Below are 17,916 nucleotides of genomic sequence, written 5' to 3'. Positions count from 1 at the left end.
GCGGAATGCCGGCCGAGCCGGGTCTTCAGCCCAGGCGCCATTCCGGCGTATGGACGGCCAGCCAGCGGCGCAGCGTCAGGACGGCGGAAATCTCGCCGGTCATGTCGCGCAGGCGGGGCCCGCAATCCGGCCCGGCGACCAGCTTGCGGCCATTGCCGGCCGTCAGGGCCGCCACGGCGCCGCTCTCCTGCGCCATCGACACGGCATGGCGCCAGCCGGCGACCTGCGCGGGCGGGGTCAGCATCGGCAGGACCAGCGCCACGTCCAGCGACGCGGCGGCGGCCACGACCTTCCACGCCTCATACAGCAGCCCGCTCGGCGCGCGGCCCCGCTCCTGGGCGAAGCGTGCCGCCATGGTCGGCACCGCATGGCCGCCCGCCGCGACCGGCACCGCGTCCGACAGGGTGAACAACGGCACCGCGCCGCCGCCGGCCAGCGCATCGAACAGGGCGGCCTGGTCGCGCGGCGGCATCGGGTCGGACAGTTGCACCACGTCCACCCGTCCGTCTGCCAGGGCCGCCAGCGCATCGTTCCGGCTGCCGAAGCCCGGCACCGGCACCGGGCGCAGGCCGAACACATTCATCGCCAGCAGCGTCGCCAGCGCGATTCCGGAATTGGCGGCCGACACCGCCACCCGCACCGGACGATCGCGCACCAGGTCGCGCAGGGTGCGATGCAGCTCCACCCGCCCCACCACCACGGGCGACAGCAGGCTCATCATCAGCGGTACCCAGCGGCCGAAATCGAAATGCGCCCGCGGGTCGCCGGCCAGCGCGGCCGTCAGCGCCGCCCCCGGCACCAGCAGGGCCGTGGTGCCGTCGGGTACGGTCTGGGTATCGAACAGGTTGGCGCCCGTCACCCCGTCCTGGCCGCTGGTCAGGTGCCGCGGCAGGGGCGCCGGCTGGCCCAGGCCCCGGGCCAGCGCGTCGGACAGCACGCCGCCCCATTTGCCCGCTTCGCTCTCGGCTCCGCCCGCCACCAGCAGGCTGGGATCGGCGATCACCCCGCCGGCGGGCACGATCTCGGCGATATTCCGCAGCGTGCCGGCCGCGCGGGCCGCCCCCATGGTCCCGAGCATCGCAAGGCCCGCCGTGGCGAGGAACTGGCGCCGGCGCATCGTCTCTACGCCCGCCCGGATCGGGAAAACTGAATGAAAACGGGCCGAATTGGGGGCAAGATCGGCATCTCCATGCCTAGTGCCCCGAACCTGAAATCCCGGGGATTTCACGGTCATGGCGGACACTAGTTAAATCAACGACCGTATGTCCTGCTGATCTCGAAATTCATCATATGAATTCCGCGGGGCGGGACACCAGCGCCATTCCAGCAACCATCTGGCACCGAAATGGGGCGAGTCTATGGCAGGTGCCGGGGCAGGTGCTGGGGGCGCCCCTCCGGCGGCGAAGACGGGACATTACGGCCAGCGGGCCTCGGGGGGAAGACTCATCAGGATCGCTTCGGTGTTTCCGCCGGTCTTCAACCCGAACAATGTGCCGCGGTCGTGGATCAGGTTGAACTCCACATAGCGGCCCCGCCGCACCAGTTGCGCCTCGCGTTGCGCCGCGGTCCAGCGTGCCGCCATCCGGTCGCGGACAAGGGCGGGATAGGTCTCCAGGAACGCCAGCCCCACGTCGCGGGTGAAGGCGAAGTCGGCGTCGGCGTCGCCGCTGTCCAGCCGGTCATAGAAAATCCCGCCCAGGCCGCGCGGCTCGCCGCGATGCGGCAGGAAGAAATATTCGTCGCACCATTGCTTGAAGCGCGGGTAATAGGCCGGGTCGTGCCGGTCGCACGCCGCGCGGAACCCGGCATGGAACCGCGCGGCATCCGCCTGCGCTGCGGGGCTGTCGGGGAACATCGGGGTGATGTCGCCGCCGCCGCCGAACCAGCCCTCGGTCGTGACGATCAGCCGCGTGTTGAAATGCGCCGCCGGCACCAGCGGGTTGCTCATATGCGCCACCAGGCTGATCCCCGTGGCAAAGAAGCGCGGATCCTCGGCCGCCCCCGGGATGGTGCCGCGGAATTCCGGGCTGAACACGCCCGTTACGGTCGAGACGTTGACCCCCACCTTCTCGAACACCCGCCCGCGCATCAGGCTCATCACCCCGCCGCCGCCGGGCGATCCGTCCTCGTTCGTCCGGTCCCAGGGCGTGCGCGTGAAACTGCCGGGCGCGGTCCGTCCGGGCAGGGTCTGCACGTCCTCCGCCGCGCGCTCGATCTGCTCGAACGCGTCGCAGATCCGGTCGCGCAATGCCTCGAACCATGCGCGGGCCGGGTCCTTGAGCGCGTCATGGGCCAGCATGTCGCGGGGAATGGACGCGCGGGGTTCGTTCATAGCCAATGCCTCTCATCTCGGTCGCGGGCCGTGTCGGGCGCGGCAATACGGGTGCCTGTTTGCGCCAATGATTGCAAGGAACCCTCGCTCGCCGGTATGGAAGGCAGGCAGAACCGGTGCCGCGCGGCGAACTGGGCAGTGAACTGGGCGGCGAACTGGAAGGACAAGGATAGGGTCATGAGCGACGCAGGGTCCGGCGACGCCGCGAACGCGCGGGACAAGGGCGGCGTGCTCGCCTGGCTCGATGCCCGCCTGCCGGTCGTCTCGGGCTTCCGCAAGGAATATGTCGAATACCGGATGCCCATCAATCTCAACGGATTATGGAATTTCGGCGCGATCCTGACCGTCATGCTGCTGATCATGCTGGCGACGGGAATCTTCCTGGCCGTGAACTACACGCCGACCGCGGCCGGTGCCTTCGCGTCGGTCGAGGCGATCGAGCGCCAGTTGCCCAGCGGCTGGCTGCTGCGCGCCGTTCACGCCGGGGGCGCCAGCCTGTTCCTGGCGGCGCTCTACGTGCATCTCTTCCGGGGCCTCTATTACGGCTCGTACAAGCGCCCGCGTGAAATCCTGTGGCTGACGGGGCTGGTGCTGCTGCTCATGGTCATGGTCGCCGCCTTTGCCGGCTACGTGCTCCCGTGGGGCCAGATGTCCTATTGGGGCGCCGATGTGGCGGGCAAGGCGGTGGACGCGATCCCGTTCATCGGGCCCGGGCTGGAACATGTCCTGCAGGGCGGCGATGCGCCGGGCGACGTCTCGCTGCACCGGTTCTTCATCCTGCACATGGTCGTGGCCTTCGGCGTGCTGGGCGTGGTCGTGGTGCATGTCGCGGCGCTGCATTTCACCGGTTCGAACAACCCGCTGGGCATCGAACCCAGGACGCCGGACGAGACGGTCCCCTTCCATCCGTACTATACCAGCAAGGATGCGCTGGGCCTGGTCCTGTTCGGCGTGCTGTTCGCCGCCCTGATCTTCTTCATGCCCGGCCTGGTGTTCGAGGCCGAGAATTTCCGCCCGGCCAACCCGCTGCATACGCCCGCCGACATCGAACCCGCATGGTATTTCCTGCCTTTCTACGGGATGCTGCAATCCGTTCCCTCGAAATTCGGCGGCCTGCTGGCGGCGATGGGGTCCATCCTGGTCCTGTTCCTGGTGCCCTGGCTGGACACGTCCCCCATCCGCTCGGCGCGCTTCCGTCCGTTCTACCGGGTCTGCATGGGGCTGCTGGTGCTGTGCTTCGTGCTTCTGGGCCTGGTCGGCCGCCACCATGCCGAAGGCGGCTGGATGGTCGTGGGGCGCCTGGCGGTGGTCTATTATTTCGCGCATTTCCTGGTACTTCTGCCATTGTCGGCGCGGACCGAACGGCGGATCGTCCTGCCGGACGGCATCGCCGCCGCGCTGGACCGCGACCTGTGACGATGCGGCCGACGGCGCGGCTCGCCGCGCTGCTGTTCCTGGCGTCCCCTGCCGCCGTCCATGCCCAGTCAGCGCCCTATGCCGCGCCCCGGCACCTCCATTGGGGATTCGAGGGGCCACTCGGGCATTTCGACATGGCGTCGGTCCAGCGCGGCTATGCGGTCTATGCCCAGGTCTGCTCGGCCTGCCACGCCATGAACGCGCTGACCTATGGCGACCTCGCGGCGCTCGGCCTGACGGACGAACAGGTGCGGCAGATCGCGGCCGGCCAACGCGTGCCCGGCGGCACCGACGACCAGGGGCGGCCGGTCACCCGCCCGGCCACCGCGGCCGATCATTTCCGTGCACCCTTCGCCAGTCCCCAGGCCGCGGCGGCGGCCAATGGCGGCGCCGTCCCCCCCGACCAGTCGCGCCTGGCCCTGGTCTATCCGGGCGGCCCCGACCGGATCTACGCGCTGCTGACCGGCTATGGCGCGCAGCCGCCCGCCGGCTACCGGCCCAGCCATCCCGGCGCGTTCTACAACCCCTATGCCGCCAATGCGGAAATCTCCATGCCGCCGCCCTTGCATGACGGGCAGGTCGCCTTTACCGACGGCACGGCCGCAACCACGGCGCAGGAAGCCCGTGACGTCACCAATTTCCTCGCCTGGGCGGCATATCCCCACCTGGCCGAACGCCATCGCCTGGGGGTGCAGGTCACGCTCTACCTGCTGTTCCTGGCCGTCCTGACATTCGTTCTGAAACGGAGAATCTGGTCCAATGTCCATTAATCCCGCCTCCGGCACCGTACCGGCCGAAACGATCGAACCCGTGATCGGCCTGATCGGCGGTTCGGGCCTGTACGATGTCGACGGGCTCGAGGACAAGGAATGGCGCACGGTGGAAACGCCCTGGGGCATGCCGTCCGACCAGTTGCTGTTCGGCCGTCTGGACGGGGTGCGCTGCGTCTTCCTGCCGCGCCACGGGCGGGGGCACCCGATCCCGCCGTCGCGCCTGAACTATCGCGCCAACATCGCGGCGCTGAAGATGTCGGGCGTGACCGACATCGTGTCGCTGTCGGCCGTGGGCTCGTTGAAGGAAGACCTTCCCCCTGGCCGGTTCGTCATCATCGACCAGTTCATCGACCGCTCCTTCGCCCGGGAAAAGAGCTTCTTCGACACGGGCTGCGTCGCCCATGTCTCGATGGCCGATCCGCTCTGCCCGCGCATCGGCGATACGCTCGAGGACACGGCCCGCGCGCTCGGCCTGGACGTGACGCGCGGCGGCACCTACCTGGTCATGGAGGGCCCGCAATTCTCGACCCGCGCCGAAAGCAACCTCTACCGCTCCTGGGGCTGTTCGGTGGTCGGCATGACCAACATGCCCGAGGCCAAGCTGGCCCGCGAGGCCGAGATCTGCTACGCGACCGTGGCGATGGTGACCGATTACGATTGCTGGCACCCCGACCATGACAGCGTCACGGTCGACGCGGTCGTCAAGGTCATGCTCTCCAACGCCGACAAGGCCCGCGCTTTGGTCAAATCCGTCATTCCGGCGCTGGGCAAGCCGCGCGGCCCCTGCCGGGCAGGATGCGACCGTGCCCTGGAACATGCGCTGATTACCGCGCCCGACAAGCGCGACCCCGCCCTGCTGGCCCGGCTGGACGCGGTGGCCGGCCGGATCCTGTCCCGGGCCTGATCTCCCTTCGTCCGGCGCGGATGTCCGGCGTTACAGGTGTCGCATGAGCAATGTCGTCAACCTCCGGCGCGAACGCAAACGCCGGGACCGGCAGCAGAAAGCGGCTGTCGCGGCCGAAAACCGTGCCCTGCACGGGCGCACGCGCGGCGCGCGCGACCTGCAGCGGCAGCAGGCCGAACACCTGGCGCGCACGCTGGACGGCGCGCGCCGCGACGATGCGCCGGACGCACCCGGGCAGGACTGATCCGTCCCGAAGCCGTCGGCCGGGACATCGTCGGGACGTCAATGAATGGTCAGCCACGCGCCGGCATGGCGCACCGACGGCACGGCCAGGCGCGCCTGCTGGGCGACCCGCACCGAATGCAGCCGCCCATCCAGCGACCGCGTCCAGAAATCCAGGAAGCGGCGCAGTTCCGGAAAGGACGGGGCCATGTCCATGTTCTGCCAGATATAGGTCTGGAGCAGGGCGGGGTGGTCCGGCAGGCGATAGAGAATCTCGGCAGTGGTCAGGCGATAATCGCGAAGCTGAAGCCGCAGGGTCATGGGCGCCTCCTTGTATCCTCACGACCCGTCCCCCTTCGTCCGGGTCGACCCAGCCTGCCAGACCCGTCTCGAGATATTCAACAAAAATTCTTTATCTTCAAAATCTTGGCAGTCACCGAAAGAAAGTGCTGCCAAAGCTTGACACGAAACGGGGCTGATCCTAACTGTTCGTTGGCACTCTCATGCGGAGAGTGCCAAAGCGATGCGGCCTGGCGCGCGCGCCAAACCGGTGGCGTTGCTTATTCAAGGGCGTTACCTTTTTTGATGTGGAGCGATCCATAATGACGAACTTTCGTCCCCTGCATGACCGCGTGGTCGTCCGTCGCCTGACCGGCGAGGAGAAGACGGCCGGCGGCATCATCATCCCCGACACCGCCAAGGAAAAGCCGATGGAAGGCGAGATCATCTCGGTCGGCCCCGGCGCGCGGAACGAGCAGGGACAGATCGTCGCCCTGGACGTCAAGGCGGGCGACAAGGTGCTGTTCGGCAAGTGGTCGGGCACCGAAGTGAAGATCAATGGCGAGGAGCTGCTGATCATGAAGGAAAGCGACATCATGGGCGTGATCGGCTGAGATCGCGGTTCCGTTTCTTTCTGATCGATATGTTTCCCACAGGAGAATTCTGACATGGCAGCCAAGGACGTAAAGTTCGGCGGTGACGCACGCCAGCGCATGCTGCGGGGCGTGGACATTCTGGCCGATGCGGTAAAGGTGACCCTGGGCCCCAAGGGCCGTAACGTCGTGCTCGACAAGAGCTTCGGCGCGCCGCGCATCACCAAGGACGGCGTGTCCGTCGCCAAGGAAATCGAACTGGCCGACAAGTTCGAGAACATGGGCGCCCAGATGGTGCGCGAAGTGGCGTCGAAGACCAACGACGTCGCCGGTGACGGCACCACGACCGCGACCGTTCTCGCCCAGGCGATCGTCCGCGAGGGTGCCAAGGCCGTCGCGGCGGGCATGAACCCGATGGACCTCAAGCGCGGCATCGACAAGGCCGTGATCGCGGTCGTCGAAGAGCTGAAGAAGAACACCAAGAAGATCACGACCCCGGCCGAAACGGCCCAGGTCGGCACGATCTCGGCCAACGGCGAGACCGAAATCGGCGAGATGATCTCGCAGGCCATGCAGAAGGTCGGCAGCGAGGGCGTCATCACGGTGGAAGAGGCCAAGGGCCTGCATACCGAGCTGGACGTCGTCGAGGGCATGCAGTTCGACCGCGGCTATATCTCTCCGTATTTCATCACGAATGCCGAGAAGATGGTTGCCGATCTGGACAGCCCCTACATCCTGATCCACGAGAAGAAGCTGTCGTCGCTGCAGCCGATGCTGCCGCTGCTCGAGAGCGTGGTGCAGTCCGGCCGTCCGCTGCTGATCATCGCCGAAGACGTCGATGGCGAGGCGCTGGCGACCCTGGTCGTCAACAAGCTGCGCGGCGGGCTGAAGATCGCCGCCGTCAAGGCGCCGGGCTTCGGTGATCGTCGCAAGGCGATGCTGGAAGACATCGCGATCCTGACCGGCGGCCAGGTCATCAGCGAAGATCTGGGCATCAAGCTCGAGACGGTGACGCTCGCGATGCTGGGCCGTGCCAAGAAGGTCCGCATCGAGAAGGAAAACACCACGATCGTCGAGGGTGCCGGCGCGTCCGACGACATCAAGGGCCGCTGCGCCCAGATCCGCGCGCAGATCGAGGAAACCACCTCGGACTACGACCGCGAGAAGCTGCAGGAGCGTCTGGCGAAGCTGGCGGGCGGCGTTGCCGTCATCCGCGTCGGCGGCTCGACCGAGGTCGAGGTGAAGGAGCGCAAGGACCGCGTCGACGACGCGCTGCATGCGACTCGCGCCGCCGTCGAGGAAGGCATCGTTCCGGGTGGCGGCACCGCGCTGGCGCGCGCCTCGGCCGCCCTGGGCGACCTGGGCCTGGCCAATGACGACCAGCGCGTCGGTGCGGAGATCATCCGCAAGGCGCTGCAGTCGCCGCTGCGCCAGATCGCCCACAATGCGGGCGAAGACGGTGCTGTGATCGCCGGCAAGGTCCTGGAAACCAACGACTACAACTACGGCTTCGACGCCCAGGTCGGCGAGTACAAGGATCTGGTCGCGGCCGGTATCATCGACCCGACCAAGGTCGTCCGTACCGCGCTGCAGGACGCCGCGTCCGTCGCCAGCCTGCTGATCACCACCGAAGCCATGGTGGCCGAGAAGCCGGAAAAGAAGGCCCCGGCCGCGCCGGCCGGCGGCATGGGCGGCATGGGCGACATGGATTTCTAAGATCCATGATCGCCGGTCCGGCGGCGGGTTTCCGCCCCGGACCAGTGCCGGACCAACCGGAGACAGGAAGGCCGTCCGTTCGCGGGCGGCCTTCTTTTTACTTATTTTTTAAGTGGGTCCAGCGGTTGTCATGGTTTGACAAACGGGGACCATCCGTGCGCCCATAAACTGGACTGCATCGCAACGGACAGCGGGCCGGAACTTTCCGGCCTGCTGACGTGCGCGATGGACAGGCATTGATCGACGCGGCCAAGGGGCCGAAAAAGCCAAGGATAACGTGACTATGGCGACCGGAACAGTAAAGTGGTTCAACGCGACCAAGGGCTACGGATTCATCATGCCCGAGGATGGCGGCAAGGACGTGTTCGTGCACATTACCGCCGTCCAGGCGGCGGGCCTGCGCGGCCTGGCTGAAAACCAGCGCGTCAGCTACGAAGTCGTGACCGAGCGCGGCAAGGCGGCGGCGTCCGACATCAAGCCGCTCTGACCCTTTCCCTCGACCGAGGGACAGGGGCCGACGACCAGACGGCAGGGGGGACGGATGACGTCCTCCCTATCTTCATGCCGGTGTATCAGGATGCCGGCGCATCGGGGTTTCCATCGCGCCGGCGCACGAAGGCCTCGATTTCCTGCGCTACGTCCCGCAGGCCGGCGCGCCGCACCGCGACGCCGTCCGGAAAGGCCGACATCAGGCGCGACGGCGCCCGCCGGTCCAGCAGGACGAACACGCCACGATCGCCGCCGGCGCGGATCAGCCGCCCGAAAGCCTGCCGCAGGCGCAGCCGCGCGATCCGGTCGTCATATTCGCCCGGCGCCCCGCCGGAAAGATGGGTACGCCGCTCGCGATGCAGGATATCCGGCCGGGGCCAGGGCACCCGTTCGAAGACGACCAGCCGCAGCGACCGGCCCGGCACGTCCACCCCGTCACGCATCGCATCCGTGCCCAGCAGGCAGGAATTGGCTTCCGAGCGGAAGATGTCGACCAGGGTCGCGTTGTCCATGCCGTCGACATGCTGGGCATAGAGCGGCAGGCCCGCATCCTCCAGTGGTTGCGACAGGCGCTGATGCACCGCGCGCAGCCGCGAAATCGCCGTGAACAACCCCAGCGCCCCGCCGCCGGCCGCCAGGAACAGGGTCCGATAGGCCCCGGCCAGCGACCCGATATCGTCATGCGCCACGTCGGTCACGATAAAGGCGCGGCTCTGCTGGCGATAATCGAACGGGCTGGCCAGGGCGGCCCGCAACGCGGGCGACGGCAGGTGGCTGGCGCCGGTACGCGCCTCCGCCGCCTCCCACGCCCGTTCGGCCGCCTCGGGCTCGTCCCGGCCGGCCTCGCCATGCCCATTCTGGTCGCGCAGCGTCGCCGACGTCATCACGATGCCGTGGGCAGGCGCGGCCAGCACGGCGGCGAACGGTACGGTGGGGTCCAGCCAGTGGCGATGCAGCCCGACATCCTGCTCGCCGGGGCGCTGGCCGTCGCGCCGGTCCAGCCGGATGAAATCGACATGCTGCGGCGTGCCGCCGGACGCCTCGCCGTCCGTCTGTTCCAGCGCGCGCAGCATGGCGACCCATCCGTCCACCCGCGACAGGGCGCGGCGGCGTAGGGTACGAATGGCGGCCTCGATCCGCTCGCGCGTCGGGGCATCCAGTTCGCCCGCATCGTCCTCCAGCCGCTCCAGCAAGCGCTCCACCAGCGTGCGCAGCGCGACGGCCAGCCGGTCCAGCGCGCGCGCCAGGGCGGCCGCCGCGGGGCCGGCTTCGTCCGACAGCGGACGCAGGTCGCACTCGATCGCGCCGGGCATCGCCCCGCCCGGCCGGTGCCCGCCCGCGTCGGCGCCCCCGCCCCAACTCCCGGCCGACCGGGCCAATGCCTGGCATGCCAGCACATGCAGCAGCCTCTCGCATGGATTGGGCAGCGCGGCCTCGGATTCGGCCTTGACCGCCATCGGCAAGGCGGCGCCCGGCAGGACGGCATCCGGCGGCAGGGTGTCCGGTTCGCAATGCGCGGCCGGCGGAACCGCCGCCAGAACCGCCGACAGCCTGGCGGACCATCCCGGCGGCGGCAGCGCGTGCGCCGCCTGCAGCACCGCCTCCAGCGGCGCCTCCAGCCGCGGCAGCCCGACGACCAGGTCGTCCAGCCGGCGCTTCAGCCCCCGCGCGCGCGACCGCGCGCCCTCCGCCCCCAGCAGCCAGCGGCGCAGTTCGGCCGCCTCCAGCCCCGACAGCTCGACTGAAAACGCACCGTCGGCGGCATCCAGCACATGATGTCCCTCGTCGAACACATAGCGGGTGGGAACATTGTCCTCGTCCGTCGCGCCGTCGCCGTCCATCGCATGCCAGGCGGCCTGGGCCATCACCAGCGCATGGTTGGCGATCACCAGGTCGGCCTCCCGCGCGCGCCGAATCGAATGTTCGACGAAACAGCGCTGGTAATGCGGGCAGGCGCCATGGATGCACTCGCCCCGCCGGTCGGCGATTCCGGCCAGCATGCCGCGCCCGAACAGGTCGCCGAACCATCCGGGCAGGTCACCGCCCGTCAGATCGCCATCCGCCGTCGCCCCGGCCCAGCGCGCGATCATCGACAGCGCGACGGTGGCGCCCGACGCGCCGGGGCGGCTGGCGGCGATATTCACCGCCTCTTCCATGTTCAGCAGGCACAGATAATTCTCGCGCCCCTTGCGCAGCACCACGTGCCGCCGCCGCACCGCCGGATCGGGATACAGGCGCGCCAGCTCGCCCTCGATCTGCCGCTGCAGGTGGCGGGTATAGGTGCTGATCCACACCGTCCCGCCATTGCGTTCCGCCCACAGGCTGGCCGGCGCGACATAGCCCAGCGTCTTGCCCGTGCCGGTCCCGGCCTCGGCCAGCACCATGTGCGGATCGCCCCGCACCATCCTGGGCGCGAAGGCCGCGCTGGCCGCCCCGGCGAAATCGGCCTGTCCCGCACGGCTTTCCGCCTGGGGCCCCAGCATCTCGGCCAGCCGGCGCCGCGCATCGGCGGCGGATACCGGATGGTTGGACGGGGAGGGGCGGGGGGCGGTCTCCTCCCATTTCGGCAGCCGGCGCCACACGCGGATGGCGTCGCCCGGCTGCAGCCTTTCGGGCGGCAGGGGATGCGCCGCCCCCAGGGCCTGCAGCACCGGCGCCCCCCACGCCCATCCCGCGCGTGCCATCCTGACCGCCAGGGCGGCCATTTCCTCGCCGGACGGCGTGGCGCGCAGGGCGGTCGCGTGGTCCAGCAGGATATCGGCCAGCTCGGGCAGCAGGTCGGCTTCGCCGGCGCCGATCCGCGCCTCGTCCAGCCCCAGCGCCAGGGCCAGGCCGCGCACGGTCGGCGGAATCGTCCGGCCCGGCAGCACGAACAGGAACAGTTCCAGCAGGTCCAGCCACGGCGGCAAATGTGACGGGGATTGCAGGCGCATGCGCCGCGCGGTCAGCGGCGCATGCACCACCAGCGGCGGCGCCCAGTCGCGCAAGGCGCGCAGCGCGTCCTCGGCCGGCAGGGTCAGCACCTCGCCGTCTGGCGTCAGCAGCGAGCACGATCCGTGACGCGCCACAAGCGCGGGCGGCATGTCCGGTGGGGGGAAAGCGGCGGCCATGACAGGAACATATAGGGGACAACCGGCCGGCTGTCGCCCTCCCGGCGCGCATTTGGCGAATCGGTGCCGGCCGATCTGGTGTATGGTTTGGATTGACCCGTGCCGCTCCAGTTCCTAGCTTCCGCCCCATCATGCCCGAACAGAACCGCAACGTCCCCAATTCCCTGCCCAAGGCCTGGCCGTTCGACGAGGCCCGGAAGCTGGCGGCCCATGTCGAGAAAAAGGGCGCCCCGGCCGACGCGCCGGCCCTGCTGGAAACCGGATACGGGCCGTCCGGCCTGCCGCATATCGGCACGTTCGGCGAGGTCGCGCGCACCTCGTGGGTGCGCCAGGCCTATACCAGGCTGACCGGCCGCCCGACCCGGCTGCTGGCCTTTTCGGACGACATGGACGCGCTGCGCAAGGTGCCGGACAACGTGCCCAACGGCGACATGCTGCGCGGACATCTGGGCAAGCCGCTGTCGCGCATCCCCGATCCGTTCGGCACGCATGAATCCTTTGCCGCCCACAATAATGCGCGGCTGCGCGCGTTCCTCGACGGGTTCGGCTTCGCCTACGAATTCGCCTCGTCCACCGACTATTATACCGGCGGCCGCTTCGACGCCGCCCTGCGCCGGGTGCTCGAAGTGCATGACGAAATCGTCGCCGTCATCGCGCCGACCCTGGGTCCGGACCGCAGGGCGACCTATTCCCCGGTGCTGCCGATCCATCCGCGCACCGGCCATGTCATGCAGGTTCGCATGGATGCGATCGACGCGGCCGCCGGGACAGTCCGCTGGACCGACGATGCGGGCGAGACCTTCGAAACCCCGGTGACCGGCGGCCATGCCAAGATGCAGTGGAAGGCCGACTGGGCGATGCGCTGGTACGCGCTGGGCGTCGATTACGAAATGTCCGGCAAGGACCTGATCGACAGCGTCAAGCTCTCGGGCAGGATCTGCCGTATCCTGGGCGGCGAACCGCCCGCCGGCCTGACCTACGAACTCTTCCTCGACGAAAACGGACAGAAGATCTCCAAATCCAAGGGCAACGGCATCTCGGTCGAGGAATGGCTGCGCTATGCCCCGCCGGAAAGCCTGGGTCAGTACATGTTCAACGCCCCGCAGCGGGCGAAGCGCCTGTTCTTCGACGTCATCCCCAAGGCGGCGGACGAATACCTGGCCAATGTCGCCCGTGCCGGGGAAACGCCGGCCGACGACGCGGCCCTGCTGGCCAATCCGGCCTGGTTCATCCATGGCGGCGCCATCGGCGCCGATGACGGCAGCCCGCTGAGCTTCGGCATGCTGTTGAACCTGGCCAGCGTCGCGAATGCCGAAACCGCCGACGTGCTGTGGAAATTCATCCGCCGCTACGACGCCGCGGCATCGCCCGAGACCTGCCCCATGCTGGCGCGGCTGGTGGAACATGCCGTCGTCTACTACGCCGATTTCGTGCGCCCCGCGAAGACCTACCGCGCGCCCGCGCCGCACGAACGCACCGCCCTGGCCGACCTGGCCGAAAGCCTGCGCGGGCTCGAAGACGCGCCCACCGACCCGGACACGCTGCAGAACCTGGTCTTCGAAATCGGCAAGCGCCACGGCTTCGCCGCCCTGCGCGACTGGTTCGGCTGCCTGTACGAGGTCCTGCTGGGCCAGAAAGAGGGGCCGCGCTTCGGGATCTTCACCGGATTGTACGGCGTGTCGGAAACCGTGGCGCTGATCGAAACGGCCCTGATCCGCGCCCCCGCCGCGGATGCGGTCGCCGACGCATCCGACGACGCCGCCGGCTGAAGCAGCGGCATCGCCGTCATGACGCTCCCGGACCTGCCCCCCGACTCGCAATGTTCCTGAAGCGGCAGAACACGTCAGGCACGCCCCGTATTCCGCCCGGCTGGCAACGGCTGCTGCGGCATCTGCCCCATGCGCTCGGGCTGGGGCTGATGATCGCCGCCATCCTCGTCGTCCAGCACCAGGTCCGCGACCTGCACTGGGACGACATCCTCGCCGCCCTGCGCACGATACCCACCACCACCCTGGTGCTGGGCGTCGGCTGCACCCTGCTCTCCTATTTCATCCTGTCCTTCTATGACTGCCTGGCGGTGGTCCAGGTGGGGCGGCGCATGTCCTTCCGGCGTACCGCCTTCGCCTCGTTCTGTTCCTACGTCCTGTCGCACAATCTGGGATTCGCCGCGATTTCCGGGGCGGCGGTGCGTTTTCGACTCTACGGCAACTGGGGCCTCGGGACATTCGACATCGCGCAGATCATCGCGTTCTGCTCGGCCACCTATCTGCTGGGCGCCGGCACGCTGGTCGGCGCGGTCCTGGTGCTGGAACCCGGGGCGATCCCGGTCCTCGGCGCCCGCATCCCGCATGTGGTGCTGTCCGCCGTCGGCGTCGCGATGTGGATCGGGGTGGTGGGCTACATCCTGCTGGGGCTGCGCCTGGCCAGGCTCAGGCTGTGGCGGTACACCGTCGCGCTGCCGCGTCCGGGCATGGCCCTGGCCCAGACCCTGGTCGCCGCGACCGAGGTCGCGGCCACGGCGGGCATCGCCTATATTTTCCTGCCGGGCGGGATCGGGCTGGGATATGGCGTGTTCCTGGCGATCTATATCGCCTCGTACACGGCCGGGCTGGTCGCCAGCGTGCCCGGCGGCCTGGGCGTGTTCGACGGGGCGATGATGCTGGCGCTCAGCCCCTATCTGCCGCCGTCGCAGATCGTCAGCACGATCCTGGTCTTCAGGCTGTTCTACTACATCATCCCGCTCTTCCTGGCCGGGCTGATGTTCGCCGGGCACGAACTGTTCCTGCGCGGCGACGCCGTCCTGGCGCGCAAGGACCGGCCGGGCGCCGGCGCGCCGCGCGAGCCGTTGCGCGGCCCCCGCGACGCCCGGCCCAGCCACGTCATCCGTGAAAGCGAGGCCGATTTCTCGGTCGTCGTGGCCACGGGCGCGGTATCGATCTGCGGCGCGCTGCTGATCGCGCTGACCATTCTCGATCCCGCCTCCTGGACCCGTGCCGGCGGGCTGCACCATCTGGTGGGCGTGGCGGGGGACTACCTGCTGTCGCTGATCGGCGTCGCCCTGATCGGCCTGGCGGTCGGATTGTCGCAGCGCGTGACCCTGGCCTGGAAGGTCACGCTGGCCCTGCTGATCGGGGCCGCCGCGCTGACCCTGCTGCGCGGCGCATCCCCCGCCGTGCCGGGCATCCTGGCCCTGGTCGCGATCCTGATCGCGCCGTTCCGCAGTTCCTATTACCGCCACGCGCGCATCCTCAGCGAACCGCTGGCATTCCCGACCATCCTGTCGCTGGTGCTGCTGATCGGCTGCGTCCTGGTGCTGGCCTGCTCGGGCCCGCAGGACGAGGTCGGCGGGAGCTGGTGGGAGGTCATGCTCTTCACCTCGACCCACGGGGTCGCGCGCTGGACCGTCGGGCTGGCGGTGGTGCTGGGGCTGGTGATGATCGGCCGCCTGATCCGCCCCGGCCGAATCGCGATCGAGGCGTGGGACGAGGCCGGGCGCGCCCACTATCACGCCCTGGACCACGCGCTGGACGATCTGGGCCCCCTGACGCCGGCGGGCCTGCTGCCCGGCGAGGCCGGCGCGGCCCTGCTGCCCTTCCTGCGCGTCGGGCCCTACCTGATCGGCCTGGGCGATCCCGCCGGCGCATGGGACGATTGCGCCTCGGCCATCTGGTGGCTGCGCGACCTGGCGGTGCAGGAAGGCCGCCAGCCCGTCTTCTGGCGCGTCGGACCGTCCATGCTGGACGTCTATAACGATCTGGGCCTGACCTCCTGGCCGATCCAGGAAGGCGACGAAACGCGGCAGAGCTTCCTGTGCTGCCTGCCGCAGAGCGTCGCGGATGTGCGCGCGACCATGCACGGGCTGGCCGCCGACGGAATGCCGCCGGCCGCCCCTTGACGGGCGTCACGTCTTCGTAAACACGTTCCAGGACCGCACCCGCCCCGGCCGTCCGCCATGGATGGCCCGGCGGACCCGCGCCCGGGAACGATCGCCATGCCCCCTGGCCTGCACGCCGCCGTCACCCGCGATTGGGGACATGCGGTCACGGAATTCAGCAACACGTTCCTGCTCGCCTTTCCGGCCCTGTTCTCCATCGTCAACCCGCTGGGCGCCGCGCTGATCTTCACCCAGGTGACGGAAGGCCGGCCGCGTTCGGAATCGCGCGCGCTGGCCCGGGCCGTGGCCCTCTATTCCGCCAGCCTGCTGATCGCCTCGATCTGGATCGGCAGCGCCATCCTGGCCTTCTTTGGCATCACCATCGATTCGCTGCGAATCGCCGGCGGCCTGGTGGTGGCGGTGCGCGCCTGGGCTCTGCTGCAGGCGCCCGAGGCCGCTGCCGCCCGCAAGGAACAGCAGGCCCTGCAGGGCGGCCGCACCGCCGCCGCCCCAAGCTGGACGGAAATGGCGTTCTTTCCCATGACCATGCCGTTCACCGTCGGCCCGGGCACCATCTCGGTGGCCATCGCGCTCAGCGCGGCGCGCCCGACCGACGGCGATTGGCCGGCCTTCTATGTCGCGCTGTCGGTCGCCGCGATCGTCGTGGCCGCCACGATCTGGCTGGCCTACGCCTATGCCGAGCGGCTGATGGCGCTGCTGGGCGTGACCGGCGCGCGCATCGTCTCGCGCCTGGCCGCGCTGATCCTGCTCTGCATCGGGGTGCAGATCCTCTCGTCCGGGATCAAGGGCCTGGCGCTCGGCATCGTGCGCGCCGCCGCCGGCTCAGGCTGATCTGGAGCGTGTTAGGGCCTGCTCCAGGAATGGCGCGATCGCCGCGCGCAGCGCCGGAATCACCTCCTCGGCGAACCACGGGTTGCGCCGCTCCCACGCGCCGGTGCGCCACGAGGGATGGGGCAGGGGGAAATATCGCGGCACCAGGTCGCGATAGGCCCGCACCCGGTCCTCGACCCGCCCGGGTCCCAGTACCGCCGCCTGCGCGTACGCGCCGACCAGAAGGGTCAGCCGCACCTGCGGCATCGCCGCCAGCAGCCGCGCGCGCCACAGCGGCGCGCACTCCGCCCGCGGCGGCCGGTCCCCTCCGCCGGCCAGCCGCCCCGGATAGCACAGCCCCATCGGCAGGATGGCGATGCGGCGGGAATCATAGAACAGGTCCCGGTCGATCCCCAGCCAGCCGCGCAGCCGATCCCCCGACGCGTCGTTGAACGAAATCCCCGTCTCGTGCACCCGCGTGCCCGGCGCCTGGCTGGCGATCAGCAGCCGCGCGGTCGTCGAGACATGCAGCACCGGCCGCGGGCCCAGCGGCAGGCTGCCGGCACAGGCCCGGCAGGCCCGGACCTCGCGCACCAGCGCCTCCAGCGCCGCTTCCTCCGTCCCGGGCCTCATCCGGCCAGCACCTCCGCGACCCAGCACGGCACCGTCCGGCTGGCCGGGCCGACCATGGACCGGTCGAACAGCCCCGGTTCGGCCGGCGGACGCAGGTTGATATCCAGCGTGTCGGCATGGGCGCAGACCTGCGCCACGAAACCTGCCGCCGGATAGACCGTGCCCGAGGTGCCGATCGTGACGAACAGGTCGCAGGCCGCCAGCGCCGCCTGGATCCGTTCCATATGCAGGGGCATCTCGCCGAACCAGACGATGTCGGGCCGTAGCGACGCGGCGCCGCAACGCGGGCAGGGCGTGTGCGGCAGGCAATCATCGTCCCAGCCCGGCGTCGCGCCGCACGATATGCAGCGCACCCGGCGGACTTCGCCATGCATATGCACGACGTCGCGGCTGCCCGCGCGCTCGTGCAGATCGTCGATGTTCTGGGTCACGACCAGGATGTCGCCCGCCCACTGCCCGTCGCGCGCGGCACGCTCCAGCCGCGCCAGCGCGTGATGCGCCGCATTGGGCGCCGCCCGCATCACCTCCGCCCTGCGGTCGTTATAGAAACCGTTCACCAGCAGCGGGTCGCGGCGAAAGGCCGCCGGCGTGCAGACCTCCGCGATGTCGTGACGGCTCCAGACCCCGTCGCCGTCGCGAAATGTGTGCAGGCCGGACTCCCGGCTGATCCCGGCGCCCGTCAGGACGACGATATTGCGCATGCTCCCGCCTCGCGTCACGCATCGAACGATGGAAAGGACAGAG

Annotated in this window: 16 protein-coding genes; 10 read left to right on the top strand and 6 right to left on the bottom strand. The window is 69.3% G+C overall.

Annotation, left to right across the window (positions count from 1 at the left end; all coding sequences use genetic code 11):
* Positions 1-25 precede the first annotated feature (25 nt).
* Both AAC691_RS03405 and hemF read right to left on the bottom strand, forming a co-directional pair.
* Positions 26-1,117, bottom strand: coding sequence for a hypothetical protein (locus AAC691_RS03405; protein WP_342628950.1), 1,092 nt, complete (start codon positions 1,115-1,117; stop codon positions 26-28).
* Positions 1,118-1,414: 297 nt separating this feature from the next.
* Positions 1,415-2,332, bottom strand: coding sequence for an oxygen-dependent coproporphyrinogen oxidase (gene hemF / locus AAC691_RS03400; RefSeq protein ID WP_342628949.1), 918 nt, complete (start codon positions 2,330-2,332; stop codon positions 1,415-1,417).
* A gap of 177 nt (positions 2,333-2,509) precedes the next feature.
* On the opposite strand from hemF, the gene AAC691_RS03395 reads away from it, so the two are divergent.
* From AAC691_RS03395 to AAC691_RS03380, 4 genes are read left to right on the top strand one after another with little or no spacing between them, the layout of a single operon-like run.
* Positions 2,510-3,748 carry a cytochrome b N-terminal domain-containing protein gene (locus AAC691_RS03395; RefSeq protein WP_176640882.1) on the top strand — a complete coding sequence of 413 codons (1,239 nt, stop codon included), beginning with the start codon at positions 2,510-2,512 and terminating at the stop codon, positions 3,746-3,748.
* A 2-nt stretch (positions 3,749-3,750) separates the two neighbouring features.
* Positions 3,751-4,518 carry a cytochrome c1 gene (locus AAC691_RS03390; RefSeq protein ID WP_323993730.1) on the top strand — a complete coding sequence of 256 codons (768 nt, stop codon included), beginning with the start codon at positions 3,751-3,753 and terminating at the stop codon, positions 4,516-4,518.
* Entirely contained in the window at positions 4,508-5,425 is a 918-nt protein-coding gene (locus AAC691_RS03385) for an S-methyl-5'-thioadenosine phosphorylase (RefSeq protein WP_323991191.1), read from the top strand. The genes AAC691_RS03390 and AAC691_RS03385 overlap by 11 nt, the downstream gene beginning before the upstream one ends.
* A 43-nt stretch (positions 5,426-5,468) precedes the next feature.
* Positions 5,469-5,669, top strand: a complete 201-nt coding sequence (locus tag AAC691_RS03380; protein ID WP_323991190.1) for a DUF4169 family protein — start codon at positions 5,469-5,471, stop codon at positions 5,667-5,669.
* A 38-nt stretch (positions 5,670-5,707) separates the two neighbouring features.
* On the opposite strand, the gene AAC691_RS03375 is transcribed toward AAC691_RS03380, so the two are convergent.
* Positions 5,708-5,968, bottom strand: coding sequence for an usg protein (locus AAC691_RS03375; RefSeq protein WP_176640675.1), 261 nt, complete (start codon positions 5,966-5,968; stop codon positions 5,708-5,710).
* A gap of 281 nt (positions 5,969-6,249) precedes the next feature.
* Between AAC691_RS03375 and groES the strand changes: the two genes are divergently transcribed.
* From groES to AAC691_RS03360, 3 genes are all read left to right on the top strand, one after another.
* Positions 6,250-6,540, top strand: a complete 291-nt coding sequence (gene groES, locus AAC691_RS03370) for a co-chaperone GroES (RefSeq protein ID WP_176640676.1) — start codon at positions 6,250-6,252, stop codon at positions 6,538-6,540.
* Positions 6,541-6,594: 54 nt separating this feature from the next.
* Positions 6,595-8,235 carry a chaperonin GroEL gene (groL, locus tag AAC691_RS03365; protein WP_176640677.1) on the top strand — a complete coding sequence of 547 codons (1,641 nt, stop codon included), beginning with the start codon at positions 6,595-6,597 and terminating at the stop codon, positions 8,233-8,235.
* Positions 8,236-8,518: 283 nt separating this feature from the next.
* Complete coding sequence (locus AAC691_RS03360) at positions 8,519-8,722, top strand: cold-shock protein (RefSeq protein ID WP_176640679.1); 204 nt, start codon at positions 8,519-8,521, stop codon at positions 8,720-8,722.
* Positions 8,723-8,807: 85 nt separating this feature from the next.
* On the opposite strand, the gene AAC691_RS03355 is transcribed toward AAC691_RS03360, so the two are convergent.
* Positions 8,808-11,834, bottom strand: a complete 3,027-nt coding sequence (locus tag AAC691_RS03355; RefSeq protein WP_342628948.1) for an ATP-dependent DNA helicase — start codon at positions 11,832-11,834, stop codon at positions 8,808-8,810.
* 131 nt (positions 11,835-11,965) lie between these two features.
* Between AAC691_RS03355 and AAC691_RS03350 the strand changes: the two genes are divergently transcribed.
* The 3 genes from AAC691_RS03350 to AAC691_RS03340 all read left to right on the top strand — a co-directional run bounded on the left by AAC691_RS03350 (position 11,966) and on the right by AAC691_RS03340 (position 16,560).
* Positions 11,966-13,603: a lysine--tRNA ligase gene (locus tag AAC691_RS03350; protein ID WP_342628947.1), complete on the top strand. Its 1,638-nt coding sequence runs from the start codon at positions 11,966-11,968 to the stop codon at positions 13,601-13,603.
* A 50-nt stretch (positions 13,604-13,653) separates the two neighbouring features.
* Positions 13,654-15,729: a lysylphosphatidylglycerol synthase domain-containing protein gene (locus AAC691_RS03345; protein ID WP_342628946.1), complete on the top strand. Its 2,076-nt coding sequence runs from the start codon at positions 13,654-13,656 to the stop codon at positions 15,727-15,729.
* A gap of 96 nt (positions 15,730-15,825) precedes the next feature.
* Positions 15,826-16,560 carry a MarC family protein gene (locus AAC691_RS03340; RefSeq protein ID WP_342628945.1) on the top strand — a complete coding sequence of 245 codons (735 nt, stop codon included), beginning with the start codon at positions 15,826-15,828 and terminating at the stop codon, positions 16,558-16,560.
* Here the strand turns inward: AAC691_RS03340 and AAC691_RS03335 are convergent.
* Both AAC691_RS03335 and AAC691_RS03330 read right to left on the bottom strand, forming a co-directional pair.
* Positions 16,552-17,172, bottom strand: a complete 621-nt coding sequence (locus AAC691_RS03335) for a uracil-DNA glycosylase family protein (protein WP_342628944.1) — start codon at positions 17,170-17,172, stop codon at positions 16,552-16,554. The genes AAC691_RS03340 and AAC691_RS03335 overlap by 9 nt on opposite strands.
* Positions 17,169-17,873 carry an NAD-dependent deacylase gene (locus tag AAC691_RS03330; protein ID WP_342628943.1) on the bottom strand — a complete coding sequence of 235 codons (705 nt, stop codon included), beginning with the start codon at positions 17,871-17,873 and terminating at the stop codon, positions 17,169-17,171. The genes AAC691_RS03335 and AAC691_RS03330 overlap by 4 nt, the downstream gene beginning before the upstream one ends.
* Positions 17,874-17,916: the final 43 nt, after the last annotated feature.

Source organism: Nguyenibacter vanlangensis (assembly GCF_038719015.1).
Classification (GTDB): Bacteria; Pseudomonadota; Alphaproteobacteria; order Acetobacterales; family Acetobacteraceae; genus Gluconacetobacter; species Gluconacetobacter vanlangensis.
Note: the sequence above shows the minus strand (reverse complement) of the source record. Positions and strands in the feature narration are given on the sequence as shown.

Bases quoted from the DNA above. Each gene is read 5' to 3' on its own strand.
- AAC691_RS03405 (WP_342628950.1), bottom strand. From the start codon at position 1,117: ATGCGCCGGCGCCAGTTCCTCGCCACGGCGGGCCTTGCGATGCTCGGG.
- hemF (WP_342628949.1), bottom strand. From the start codon at position 2,332: ATGAACGAACCCCGCGCGTCCATTCCCCGCGACATGCTGGCCCATGAC.
- AAC691_RS03395 (WP_176640882.1), top strand. From the start codon at position 2,510: ATGAGCGACGCAGGGTCCGGCGACGCCGCGAACGCGCGGGACAAGGGC.
- AAC691_RS03390 (WP_323993730.1), top strand. From the start codon at position 3,751: ATGCGGCCGACGGCGCGGCTCGCCGCGCTGCTGTTCCTGGCGTCCCCT.
- AAC691_RS03385 (WP_323991191.1), top strand. From the start codon at position 4,508: ATGTCCATTAATCCCGCCTCCGGCACCGTACCGGCCGAAACGATCGAA.
- AAC691_RS03380 (WP_323991190.1), top strand. From the start codon at position 5,469: ATGAGCAATGTCGTCAACCTCCGGCGCGAACGCAAACGCCGGGACCGG.
- AAC691_RS03375 (WP_176640675.1), bottom strand. From the start codon at position 5,968: ATGACCCTGCGGCTTCAGCTTCGCGATTATCGCCTGACCACTGCCGAG.
- groES (WP_176640676.1), top strand. From the start codon at position 6,250: ATGACGAACTTTCGTCCCCTGCATGACCGCGTGGTCGTCCGTCGCCTG.
- groL (WP_176640677.1), top strand. From the start codon at position 6,595: ATGGCAGCCAAGGACGTAAAGTTCGGCGGTGACGCACGCCAGCGCATG.
- AAC691_RS03360 (WP_176640679.1), top strand. From the start codon at position 8,519: ATGGCGACCGGAACAGTAAAGTGGTTCAACGCGACCAAGGGCTACGGA.
- AAC691_RS03355 (WP_342628948.1), bottom strand. From the start codon at position 11,834: ATGGCCGCCGCTTTCCCCCCACCGGACATGCCGCCCGCGCTTGTGGCG.
- AAC691_RS03350 (WP_342628947.1), top strand. From the start codon at position 11,966: ATGCCCGAACAGAACCGCAACGTCCCCAATTCCCTGCCCAAGGCCTGG.
- AAC691_RS03345 (WP_342628946.1), top strand. From the start codon at position 13,654: ATGTTCCTGAAGCGGCAGAACACGTCAGGCACGCCCCGTATTCCGCCC.
- AAC691_RS03340 (WP_342628945.1), top strand. From the start codon at position 15,826: ATGCCCCCTGGCCTGCACGCCGCCGTCACCCGCGATTGGGGACATGCG.
- AAC691_RS03335 (WP_342628944.1), bottom strand. From the start codon at position 17,172: ATGAGGCCCGGGACGGAGGAAGCGGCGCTGGAGGCGCTGGTGCGCGAG.
- AAC691_RS03330 (WP_342628943.1), bottom strand. From the start codon at position 17,873: ATGCGCAATATCGTCGTCCTGACGGGCGCCGGGATCAGCCGGGAGTCC.